14 protein-coding genes are annotated in these 10,805 nt (G+C 71.6%); 3 read left to right on the top strand and 11 right to left on the bottom strand.

Features of this window, described 5'->3' with window-relative positions:
- The 4 genes from VJR25_RS11325 to infC all read right to left on the bottom strand — a co-directional run.
- The coding region (locus tag VJR25_RS11325) for a TrmH family RNA methyltransferase (RefSeq protein ID WP_324115077.1) at window positions 1-486 on the bottom strand (486 nt) is incomplete at its 3' end.
- 78 nt (window positions 487-564) lie between these two features.
- On the bottom strand, window positions 565-951 hold the full coding sequence (gene rplT / locus VJR25_RS11320; protein ID WP_324115076.1) for a 50S ribosomal protein L20: 387 nt from the start codon (window positions 949-951) through the stop codon (window positions 565-567).
- Window positions 952-985: 34 nt separating this feature from the next.
- Window positions 986-1,180 (bottom strand): 50S ribosomal protein L35, encoded by a 195-nt coding sequence (gene rpmI / locus VJR25_RS11315; RefSeq protein WP_324115075.1) that lies wholly within the window; start codon window positions 1,178-1,180, stop codon window positions 986-988.
- A 65-nt stretch (window positions 1,181-1,245) separates the two neighbouring features.
- Complete coding sequence (gene infC, locus VJR25_RS11310) at window positions 1,246-1,902, bottom strand: translation initiation factor IF-3 (protein WP_324115074.1); 657 nt, start codon at window positions 1,900-1,902, stop codon at window positions 1,246-1,248.
- A gap of 230 nt (window positions 1,903-2,132) precedes the next feature.
- Here infC and VJR25_RS11305 point away from each other — a divergent pair, with 230 nt between their 5' ends.
- Window positions 2,133-2,525 (top strand): DUF1844 domain-containing protein, encoded by a 393-nt coding sequence (locus tag VJR25_RS11305; protein ID WP_414683775.1) that lies wholly within the window; start codon window positions 2,133-2,135, stop codon window positions 2,523-2,525.
- On the opposite strand, the gene VJR25_RS11300 is transcribed toward VJR25_RS11305, so the two are convergent.
- The 6 genes from VJR25_RS11300 to VJR25_RS11275 are packed head-to-tail and all read right to left on the bottom strand — an operon-like array spanning window position 2,518 to window position 6,820.
- A complete protein-coding gene (locus VJR25_RS11300) occupies window positions 2,518-3,330 on the bottom strand; it encodes an SseB family protein (protein WP_324115072.1) in 813 nt (270 codons plus the stop codon). The two genes, VJR25_RS11305 and VJR25_RS11300, sit on opposite strands and share 8 nt — an antisense overlap.
- Complete coding sequence (priA, locus tag VJR25_RS11295) at window positions 3,314-4,060, bottom strand: bifunctional 1-(5-phosphoribosyl)-5-((5-phosphoribosylamino)methylideneamino)imidazole-4-carboxamide isomerase/phosphoribosylanthranilate isomerase PriA (protein ID WP_324115071.1); 747 nt, start codon at window positions 4,058-4,060, stop codon at window positions 3,314-3,316. The genes VJR25_RS11300 and priA overlap by 17 nt, the downstream gene beginning before the upstream one ends.
- A 52-nt stretch (window positions 4,061-4,112) precedes the next feature.
- Window positions 4,113-4,757 carry an imidazole glycerol phosphate synthase subunit HisH gene (gene hisH, locus VJR25_RS11290; protein ID WP_324115070.1) on the bottom strand — a complete coding sequence of 215 codons (645 nt, stop codon included), beginning with the start codon at window positions 4,755-4,757 and terminating at the stop codon, window positions 4,113-4,115.
- Window positions 4,754-5,371 (bottom strand): imidazoleglycerol-phosphate dehydratase HisB, encoded by a 618-nt coding sequence (hisB, locus tag VJR25_RS11285; RefSeq protein ID WP_324115069.1) that lies wholly within the window; start codon window positions 5,369-5,371, stop codon window positions 4,754-4,756. The genes hisH and hisB overlap by 4 nt, the downstream gene beginning before the upstream one ends.
- A complete protein-coding gene (locus tag VJR25_RS11280) occupies window positions 5,368-6,453 on the bottom strand; it encodes a histidinol-phosphate transaminase (protein WP_324115068.1) in 1,086 nt (361 codons plus the stop codon). The genes hisB and VJR25_RS11280 overlap by 4 nt, the downstream gene beginning before the upstream one ends.
- A 19-nt stretch (window positions 6,454-6,472) precedes the next feature.
- A complete protein-coding gene (locus tag VJR25_RS11275; RefSeq protein WP_324115067.1) occupies window positions 6,473-6,820 on the bottom strand; it encodes a LysM peptidoglycan-binding domain-containing protein in 348 nt (115 codons plus the stop codon).
- A gap of 289 nt (window positions 6,821-7,109) precedes the next feature.
- Here VJR25_RS11275 and lexA point away from each other — a divergent pair, with 289 nt between their 5' ends.
- Window positions 7,110-7,823, top strand: coding sequence for a transcriptional repressor LexA (gene lexA, locus VJR25_RS11270; protein ID WP_324115066.1), 714 nt, complete (start codon window positions 7,110-7,112; stop codon window positions 7,821-7,823).
- A 6-nt stretch (window positions 7,824-7,829) separates the two neighbouring features.
- On the opposite strand, the gene VJR25_RS11265 is transcribed toward lexA, so the two are convergent.
- Window positions 7,830-8,762, bottom strand: a complete 933-nt coding sequence (locus VJR25_RS11265) for a methylenetetrahydrofolate reductase (protein WP_324115065.1) — start codon at window positions 8,760-8,762, stop codon at window positions 7,830-7,832.
- Between the two features lie 181 nt (window positions 8,763-8,943).
- Between VJR25_RS11265 and VJR25_RS11260 the strand changes: the two genes are divergently transcribed.
- On the top strand, window positions 8,944-10,805 hold a 1,862-nt coding region (locus VJR25_RS11260), incomplete at its 3' end, for a prolyl oligopeptidase family serine peptidase (protein WP_324115064.1).

The raw sequence follows: 10,805 nt of genomic DNA, 5'->3' as shown, positions 1-10,805 counted from the left end.
GGTGGTGGCGCGGACCACCTTCGGGTTGTACGGGTCGACGGTGCGCCCGGTGAGGATGACGGCATCGGCCCCCGCCGCGTCGGCCGCGCGGATGATGGTGCCGAGGTTCCCCGGATCGCGCACCTCTTCGCAGATCGCGATCAGCGTCGGGGCTGCGGCGAACACGTCGCGCAGCCGCGCGGGGAACTGGCGGGCGACCGCGACGATGCCCTGCGGCGTCACCGTGTCGGCCATGGCATCCAGCACCTGCTCGGTCGCGAACACGACCTCGACGTCCCGCTCGGCCGCCGCGGCGCGCAGGTCGGCGTGCCGCTCCAGGGCCGTCGGGGTGGCGAAGAGCTCCACGACCGCCTCGGGCCGGTAGACGAGCGCCTCGCGGACGGCCTGCGGGCCCTCCAGCAGGAACAGTCCCGTCTCGGCACGGGCCGTGCGCTTGGTCAGCTTCGCGACGGTGCGGACGCGCGCGGATCGCGGATTCTCGAGCACGCGCTTCAGTCTAGAGGGCCGCGCAACGCGAACCGGGCGCCCTCCCGAAGGAGGACGCCCGGTGTGTGCGAGAGTGCCTTACGCGGTCGCCTTGGGGGCGTTCACGTCGGTCGGCAGCGCCTTCTTGGCCGTCTCGACGAGCGCGGCGAACGCCGTCGGCTCGTTGACCGCGAGCTCGGCGAGCATGCGACGGTCCACCTGCACGCCGGCAAGGCCCAGGCCCTGCATGAAGCGGTTGTAGGTGAGGCCGTTCTGACGGCTCGCGGCGTTGATGCGCTGAATCCACAGACGACGGAAGTCGCCCTTGCGCTTGCGACGGTCGCGGTACGCGTAGACGAGCGAGTGGGTGACCTGCTCCTTCGCCTTGCGGTAAAGACGCGAACGCTGACCCCGGTAACCCGAGGCGCGCTCGAGGATGACGCGACGCTTCTTCTGGGCGTTGACCGCCCGCTTGACCCTAGCCATTTTTCGTTCCTATTCCTTCTGCGGAAGCACCGGCTCAGCGGCCGAGCAGCCGCTTCACGTTCTTCGCGTCGGCGCCCGAGATGACCTCGTCCTGGTTCAGGCGGCGGGTGCGCTTGCTGGGCTTCACCTCGAGGTGGTGGCGCATGCCCGACTGCTGCTTCATGATCTTTCCGCTGCCGGTGACCTTGAAGCGCTTCTTGGCGCTCGAGTTCGTCTTCTGCTTCGGCATTTCTCTTCCTTCGTTCTGCATCCCGCGAGACGGGAGTCACAGTCCCCCGCGTCCGCGGGGGGAGCTCATTCGGCCGAGTCGGAGGCTTCCGCGGCGTCCCCGGCGGGGGCCCCGCTGCGCGCCTGGCGCGCAGCCTCCTTGTTCGCCGCACGGACGGCGTTCTGCTCGGTCTTCACTTCGGATTTGTTCTTGTGCGGCGCGACCACCATGACCATGTTGCGACCGTCGATCGTGGGGTTCGATTCGACGGTGCCGTACTCGGCCACGTCCTCCGCGAACTTCTTCAGCAGCCGCACGCCCTGCTCGGGACGGGACTGCTCACGGCCGCGGAACAGGATCATCGCCTTGACCTTGTCGCCCGACTGCAGGAAGCCCTCGGCACGCTTGAGCTTGGTCGTGTAGTCGTGCGCCTCGATCTTCAGGCGGAACCGCACCTCTTTGAGCACGGTGTTGGCCTGGTTGCGGCGCGCTTCCTTGGCCTTCTGCGCGGCCTCGTACTTGAACTTGCCGTAGTCCATGATCTTGACCACGGGCGGCTTCGAGTTGGGGGCGACCTCGACGAGATCGAGATCGGCCTCCTGCGCCAGGCGCTGTGCAACCTGAATGCTCACGACGCCCACCTGCTCGCCGTTCGGGCCGACGAGTCGGACCTCAGGCACGCGGATGCGCTCGTTGGTGCGGGGATCGCTGATGCGGAACTCCTTCGTGTGGGTGATGGCCACCGCGACACGGGTGCCGCGGGCGGAAGAAGACGCATTCCACCCGAGCGGCACGTTGAGCACCGGCTCTGCACCCGAGGCCGTGACGGCCGCAGCCGTTCAGACGAACGGCGGGGTGCTGGTGACCCGGTAGCCTGGAACGGCAAGCGCGGGTGGGATGTGATCCTCTTTCGGTCCGAGGCAGGATGCCTCAGAGCCCGCAACAGTCTAGCAGAGAGTGACCCGTGACGACGATTCCGCAGCCGGATGCCCCCCACGACGACGCCGAGCGTCTCGAGCGCTGGGAGGAGCAGGAGCGTCAATCCGCCGCGGCGACCCGCGACATCGCCGACGTCCCCGCGGTCGAGATCATCACCACGGCCGCCGTGCACCTGATGAGCGCCGCCGCCGTCAAGGTGGGCCTGGCCGACGACCCGGCGGCCCAGCTCGACCTCGACGAGGCCCGCAAGCTGATCAACGCCCTCGCCGGGCTCATCACCGCCGGCGCCCCGGAGATCAGCGACATGCACGCGCGCTCCCTGCGCGACGGGCTGCGGTCTCTGCAGCTGGCGTTCCGCGAGGCGTCGGCGGTGCCGGACGCGGTGGGTCAGGGACCCGGCGAGAAGTGGACCGGCCCGGTCAACTGACGACGGGGTCGCCGCGCACCAGCCGGACGGTCAGGGAGTCGACGAGCACCGCGATGCGCTCGTCGGCCGCCCACCGCTTCGCCAGGCGCGCCAGCACGGCGTCGAGTTCGACCTGATCGAGCCCGGACATGAGCGTCAGGATGACCACGAGCTCCGGGCCGCGCATGCGCGCCTCCGGGTCTCCCGGCGCCACGGCCACGTCGATCACCGCGAGCTCGGAGGCCACGCTCTCGGTGAGGCCCGCGACCACCTCCGGCGAGAGATGGCTGGGCTCCCACGCGATGCCCTGGCCGATCGCCCACACCGCCGGACGGCGCACGATGAACTCGGTGTCGGATGCCGGGTCGATCACGATGAGGTCGGTGTCGTCGTCGGCGGCCGCGAGCGCCGTGCGGACGCCGTCTGCGGGCACCGGACGGGCCGTGGCATCCCAGGCGGTCATGGTCTGCACCGAGGTGAACACGGGCAGCACGCGACGGCCGTCGGGGGCGGCGACCGTGACGATCGACAGCTCCTGGGTCTTGTCGACGCGCAGTCCCGTCGGCCCTGTCCCCTCCTCGCCCTTCTCGGCGATGAGCGGGATCAGCAGGCGGGCGGTGCGGTACGCCTCGATGACGGCCACCTGATCGCCGGTGCCGGCGCGGAACGCGGTCAGCGCGGCCAGCAGCGCGGGATCGGCCGACCCGTCGTCGCCCGCGAAGGGGCTCGGCTGGAAGCTGCGCCCGGCCCACGGCTGCCCGGCGGAGTCCGCCAGGTAGCCGTGGGCGTGACGCTCGGCGTCGCGGCCGTCAGCGGGATGCGACATCCAGCGCCTCGGCCAGCGTGAACGCGCCTGCGTACAGGGCCTTGCCGACGATCGCGCCCTCGACGCCGAGCGGCACGAGCTGGCGCAGCGCGGCGATGTCCTCGAGGCTCGAGATGCCTCCGGAGGCGACCACGGGCTTGGGCGTGCGGCGGGTCATCTCGCGCAGCAGCTCCAGGTTCGGGCCCTTGAGGGTGCCGTCCTTGGTGACGTCGGTGACGACGTAGCGGCTGCAGCCGGCATCCTCCAGGCGCGCGAGCACTTCCCAGAGGTCGCCGCCGTCGCGGGTCCAGCCCCGGGCCGCGAGGGTCGTGCCGCGCACGTCGAGGCCGACCGCGATCGCGTCGCCGAACCGTCCGATGACGTCGGCGGCCCACTCCGGGTTCTCCAGCGCCGCCGTGCCCAGGTTGACGCGGGTGGCACCGGACTCGAGCGCGGACTCCAGCGACGCGTCGTCGCGGATGCCGCCGGACAGCTCGATCTTGACGCCCTTCACGTGCGCGATGACGCGCTGCAGCACGTCGCGGTTGCTGCCGCGCCCGAAGGCCGCGTCGAGGTCGACGAGGTGGATCCACTGCGCGCCCTGCGACGCCCATTCGGCGGCGGCGTCGACCGGGTCGCCGTAGCTCGTCTCGCTGCCTGCCTCGCCCTGGGTCAGGCGCACGGCCTGGCCGTCGGCGACGTCGACGGCGGGGAGCAGCTCGAGTTCGGGCGTGAGGGCGAAGTCGGTCATGGGGTCCTCGACGGGGTGGGGATGGGACGAGCCGAACGGCCCGGGTAGAAGGCTAGCCCGCGGTGAGGGTGCCGATCCAATTGGCCAGCAGTCGGATGCCGGCCTCGCCGGATTTCTCCGGGTGGAACTGCGTCGCCGACAGCGGCCCGTTCTCGACCGCAGCGAGGAACGGCGTGCCGTAGTCGCACCACGTCAGCGTCGCGGGCGGGAACGGGTCCTGCACCTCGAGCTGCCAGTTCTGGGCCGCGAAGGAGTGCACGAAGTAGAACCGCTCGCCCTCGAGGCCGGCGAACAGGCGCGAGCCGGCATCCGGTCGCACGGTGTTCCAGCCCATATGCGGCAGCACGGGGGCGTCGAGCTCGGTCACGACTCCCGGCCACTCCCCGAGACCCTCGGTGTCGACGCCGCGCTCGACGCCGCGCTCGAACAGCACCTGCATGCCGACGCAGATGCCGAGCACTGCGCGACCACCGGCCAGGCGCCGGTCGATCAGCTCGTCGGCGCGTGCCGCACGCAGCGCGCCCATGACGGCCTGGAACGCGCCGACACCGGGCACGACGAGGCCGTCGGCGTCCTGGATGAGTCCGCGGTCGGAGGTCAGCCGCGCGTCGGCGCCGGCCGCCTCGAGGGCCTTGACGGCGGAGTGGACGTTGCCCGAACCGTAGTCGAGCACCGCGACCAGCGGAGCCTGGCTCACAGGGCGCCCTTGGTGCTGGGGACGCCGGACACGAGCGGGTCGAGCGCCTTCGCCTGGCGGAACGCCCGCGCGAACGCCTTGAACTCCGCCTCCGCGATGTGGTGCGGGTCGCGGCCGGAGACCACGCGCACGTGCACCGTCAGCCCGGCGTTGAACGTGAGCGCCTCGAACGCGTGGCGCACCATCGATCCGGTGAAGTGGCCGCCGATCAGGTGGTACTCGAAACCGGACGGCTCGCCCTCGTGCACGAGGTACGGGCGTCCGCTGATGTCGACCACCGCCTGCGCGAGCGCCTCGTCGAGCGGCACCAGGGCATCGCCGTAGCGCGAGATGCCCGCCTTGTCGCCGAGCGCCTGCCGGATCGCGGTGCCGAGCACGATCGACACGTCCTCGACGGTGTGGTGCGCGTCGATGTCGGTGTCGCCCGACGCGCGCACGGTCAGGTTCGTCAGCGAGTGCTTGGCGAAGGCGTTGAGCATGTGGTCGAAGAACGGCACGCTCGTGTCGATGTGCGCGGTGCCGTCGCCGTCGAGGTCGATCTCGAGCTCGACGGTGGACTCGCTCGTGACGCGCCGCGCGGACGCAGTGCGGTGCTCGCGGGCAGGTGAGGTCATGAGGCCGATTCTATCGAGGCCAGTGCGTCCAGGAACGCCGTGGTCTCGTCCTCGGTGCCCGCCGTGACGCGCAGGCTGTGCGGCAGGCCGATGTCGCGGATCAGGATGCCGCGGTCGTACAGGGCCTGCCAGGTCGCCGCCGGGTCGTCGACGCCGGAGAACAGCACGAAGTTGGTCCAGCTCTCGTATGCCTGGAAGCCGAGTGCCTCGACCGTGGCCGAGATCCGATCGCGCTGCGCGACGATGTCGTCGACCATGCGCAGCATCGTCGGGGCGTGCCGCAGCGCGGCCGACGCGGCCGCCTGGGTGAGCGCGCTCAGGTGGTAGGGCAGGCGGACGAGGCGGAGGGCATCGATGATCGCGGGGTCGGCGGCGAGATAGCCGACCCGTGCGCCGGCGAAGGCGAACGCCTTGCTCATGGTGCGCGAGACGACCATGCGCTCACGGTCGGGCAGCAGCGTCAGGGCGGAGCGCTCCTCATGCGGCGCGAACTCCCAGTACGCCTCGTCGACGATGACGATCCCGTCGGTGGCCTCGTACACGGCCTCGATCACGTCGATCGGCAGGGGCGTGCCGGTCGGGTTGTTCGGCGAGCAGAGGAACACGACGTGCGGGGATGCCGCGGCCACCTGCTCGGCGGCGGAGTCGGCGTCGATGACGTAGTCGTGACCGCGGGTGCCGGACACCCACTCCCCGCCGGTGGCGCGGGTCAGCAGCGGATACATCGAGTAGGTGGGCGCGAACCCGAACGCCGTCCGGCCCGGGCCGGCGAACGCCTGCAGCACGTGCTGCAGCACCTCGTTGGAGCCGTTCGCCGCCCAGATCCCGTCCGCGGACAGGCCGTGGCCGAGATACTCGGCGAAGCCCTCCCGGAGGGCGAGGAACTCGCGGTCGGGGTAGCGGTTCACATCGCGCAGTGCCCGGGCGACCGAGTCGAGGATGTCGTCGGCGACGTCCTCGGGCACGGGGTGCGTGTTCTCGTTGACGTTCAGCGCGACCGGCAGCGGTGCCTGCGGGGCCCCGTAGGGCTTCAGCCCCCGCAGGTCGTCTCTCAGGGGCAGGTCTTCCAGTCGCAGGCTCACCCCACCAATCGTAGGGCCGTCACTTCTGGGTGTACTGCGTGGGGATGGCGATGCGCTGACCCGGCGTGAGCGTGACCTGGTCGAGGGCGTTGAGGCGCACGATCGCGTCGACCACGTCGCGCGGGTCGGCGTTCGGCGCGATCTCCTGCGCGATCCCCCACAGGGTGTCGCCGGTGTGCGCCGTCACCGTCTCGAAGTGCACGTTCGCGCCGTCCGAGCGGGAAGCGAGAGCCGCCCCACCGCCGAGGATCGCGACGGTGAGCACGGCGGCCGCGGGCACCGCGGCCAGGGCGGCCAGCACGCGGCGCCCGCGCACGGTCAGTCGCAGCCGGGTGTGCACGGCGGGGGCGATGTCGATGGTGCTCATGTGCTCTTCCTCCTCGTCGGAAGCAGAATCGCAATCCCGTTCAGTCGCTGCGTTCCTCTTTTCGAGGATTTGCGTTCATCGGTGTGCGAAGTTCTCTTCCGAAGCTACTTTCGATTCTGTAGGATGTCAATACCCACCCGATTTCGGATGCCTGCGACGGGCGACACGCGAAGCGCCTCCCGCCGGGAGCATCCGGAACCGGATACCGTTTCGATGCGGGGATCAAAGCACCTACCTCCGACATTCGAAGACCGACCGGCGCGACACGACAGACGAACAGGAGCTCGCGATGAGCGACGAACCCACCACCCCGGCTGACGAGGCGGCTCCGGAGACCCCCGCACCCAAGCGGCAGACCCGCCGGCGCAAGAGCCTCAGCGACAAGCAGATGGCGATCCTCGAGGTGATCCAGCAGTCCATCTCGCGGTACGGCTACCCGCCGAGCATGCGCGAGATCGGCGACGCGGTCGGCCTCAAGTCCCTCTCCAGCGTCACCCACCAGCTCAACCAGCTCGAGCTCAGCGGCTATCTGCGCCGCGACGCCGGCAAGACGCGCGCCCTCGAGGTGCTCATCGACATCCCCAGCGCCGCGACCGAGAACCCGGTCGACACCGCCCCCGCGATGGGCGACGCCGCCCTCGTGCCACTCGTCGGCCAGATCGCGGCCGGCGTGCCGATCACCGCCGAGCAGCAGGTGGAGGAGATCTTCCCGCTCCCCCGGCGCCTGGTCGGAAAGGGCGACCTGTTCATGCTCAAGGTGCAGGGCGAGTCGATGATCGACGCCGCCATCTGCCACGGCGACTGGGTCGTGGTGCGCTCCCAGTCCGACGCCGAGAACGGCGACATCGTCGCCGCGATGCTCGACGGCGAGGCGACGGTCAAGACCTTCCGCCAGCGCGACGGCCACACCTGGCTGCTGCCCCGCAACTCCGCCTTCGAGCCGATCCTCGGCGACGAGGCCGTCGTGCTCGGCAAGGTCGTGGCGGTGCTCCGAGCGGTCTGATCCGCCTCAGCGGTGCGCCGGCAGCAGGTCGGCGGCCGCCAGTACGTCCAGCACGGTCCGGTGGTTGTTGAACGCGTACAGGTGCACGCCCGGCGCACCCCCGGCGACGACGGCGCGCACGAGCTCGGATGCGTGGGCGATGCCCACCGCGCGCTGCCCTTCCGGGGTCGGTTCGACGTCGAGCGCCACGGCGAGTTCGCCGGGCAGCCGCTCGCCGGACAGCTCCAGCACGCGCGCCAGACGCTTGGGCGAGATGATCGGCATCATGCCGGGCAGGATCGGGATGGTGACCCCGGCCTCGCGCGACCGGTCGACGAACGACAGGTAGTCGTCGGCGTAGAAGAACAGCTGCGTGATCGCCAGCGTCGCGCCGGCCGCCTGCTTGGCCAGCAGTGCGTCGATGTGCTCGCGGGAGTGCCGCGAGCGCGGGTGCCCGTTCGGGAACGCCGCGACGGCGATCTGCACGTCCTGTGCCGCGGCCACGCGGGCGGCCTGCGGCAGCCCGGGCACCGGCGCTTCGACATACGGCACCCGCTCCGCCTGCACGCGGTCGATGAGCTGGGCGAGCTCGGCCGCGCTGCGGATGTCGCCGAGGAAGTCCTCGTCCACTCCGACGCCCTCGGGCGGGTCGCCGCGCAGGGCCAGGAACCGGGTGATCCCGGCATCCAGGAACTCCCGGATCAGTGCGGTCGCCTCCGCGTAGCTGGTGCCCACGCACGTGAGGTGCGCCAACGGCTCGACGCGGGTGGTGTCCAGGATGTGCCGCAACAGGGCGAGCGACCGGTCGCGAGTGGATCCGCCGGCGCCGTACGTGACGGAGATGAACGCCGGATCGATCTCGGCGAGCCGGCGCACGGTCTCGTGCAGCGCCGGGATGCCGGCATCAGTGCGCGCCGGATACAGCTCGAACGACACCGGCACTGCGGCGGTGGAGGACATGCGGACCTCGCTTCGGGAGCGGACAGACAAGAACGACGACGCCCGGACGGGCGTGCGGCGCGGATGCCGGGCTCGGCTGTCGCGTTGTCGGGTCCGTCGACGACGGCCGGAACCCGACATCACCAGGGTACGCGAGCGGTCTGCGCGGATGACGCCGCGTGACACCGCGTAGCGTGGGGCCATGCCCGACACGCTCCCCTACGGCTCCTGGCCGTCCCCGATCACGGCCGCGCAGGCGGCGGCATCCGCCCCGCGGCTGGACGGCGCCCGGTTCGTCGGCGACGACATCTGGTGGGGACAGGGCGTGCCCGCGGAGGGCGGCCGCACCGCGGTGATGCGCCTCGCCGGCGGGACGCCGCAGGTCGTGCTGCCGGCGCCGTGGGATGCGCGCTCGCGCGTGCACGAGTACGGCGGCGGTGCGTGGACGGCGACCGACGACGGCGACCTCGTCTTCGTGGAGAAGACCGACCAGCGCGTCTGGGCACTCACGCCGGGCGGCGCCGCGCGGGCGCTCACGCCGGCCGATCGGGGCATGCGCTTCGGCGACCTGCGACTCGTGGGCGCCGAGGTGTGGGCGGTGCGCGAGACGCACGGCACCGGCTCTGCCGTGCCGCCGCGCGACATCGTGGCGGTGCTGCTCGACGGCTCCGCCGCCGATGATCCGTCGCGCATCCGCAGCGTCGTCTCCGGCAGCGACTTCGTCGCCTACCCCCGCGTCTCGCCCGACGGCACCCGCCTGGCGTGGATCGCCTGGAATCATCCGGACATGCCGTGGGATGCCACCGAGCTTCGCCTCGGCGCCCTCGTCGACGGGCGCGTCGACTCGTGGCGGACCCTCGCGGGCGGCGCCGCGGAGTCCGTGCTGCAGCCGGAGTGGACGGACGCCGCATCCCTCACCTTCCTGTCCGACCGCACCGGCTGGTGGAACCTGTACCGATGGACCGGGGACCAGACCCGACCGATCGCACCGGCATCCGCGGAGACCGGCGGTCCGCTCTGGAACCTCGGTCTGCGCTGGTACGTGCCGCTCGCGGACGGACGCTTCCTCGCCGTCCGCACCGACGGATCCGACCGTCTGGTGCTGCTGGACCCGTCCGCCGGATCGATGCGGGAGATCGCGTCGGATGCCTCCTCCCGCCTGCTGCTGGACGACGTCCGGGGCAGCCGCGTGCTGCTGCGCGGTGCCGGCGCCCGGGCGTTCGGCGCGCTCTGGGTGCTCGACGTCGACGAGCCCGATCCGCGCCCGCGGGCGATCACCGGCGGCGACGGCGGGGTGGACGTCTCCTGGCTCGCCGTCCCCCGGGCCATCGAGGTGGACGGGCCGCACGGCCCCGTGCACGCCTTCGCCTACGCGCCGACGAACCCGCAGGCGCAGGCACCCGAGGGCGAACGGGCTCCGTACCTCGTGCTGGCGCACGGCGGCCCGACGGCGAGCGCGTCGGGCGGGGCATCCCTCGACGTCGCGTACTTCACCAGCCGCGGCATCGGCGTGCTCGACGTCGACTACGGCGGATCGACCGGCTACGGTCGCGCGTACCGCGAGCGGCTGAAGGGCCGGTGGGGCGTCGTCGATCGCGACGACGTCATCGCGGCGGCAACCGGACTCGCCGAGCAGGGCCTCGCCGACGGCGCGCGCCTTGCGATCAAGGGCGGGTCGGCGGGCGGGTGGACGGTGCTGTGCGCGCTGACCGCCTCCGACCGGTTCGCCGCGGGCATCAGCCGGTACGGGGTCGCGGACCTGCGCGCCCTGGCCGCGCACACGCACGACTTCGAGGCGCGGTACCTCGACGGGCTCGTCGGCCCGCTGCCGGAGGCGGAGGCGGTCTACATCGAGCGGTCGCCACTGTCGCATCTCGACGGCTTCACGACGCCCATGCTGCTGGAGCAGGGCCTCGACGACGCGGTCGTTCCGCCGTCCCAGTCCGAGGCGGTGCGCGACGCCCTCGCCGCGAAGGGGGTCGCACACGCGTACCTGGCATTCGAAGGTGAGGCACACGGCTTCCGGCGCGCCGAGACCATCGTGCGCGCGCTGGAGGCGGAGTA

Source organism: Microbacterium sp., from assembly GCF_035277845.1.
Lineage (GTDB): Bacteria > Actinomycetota > Actinomycetes > Actinomycetales > Microbacteriaceae > Microbacterium.
This window is presented reverse-complemented; position numbering and strand designations above follow the sequence as displayed.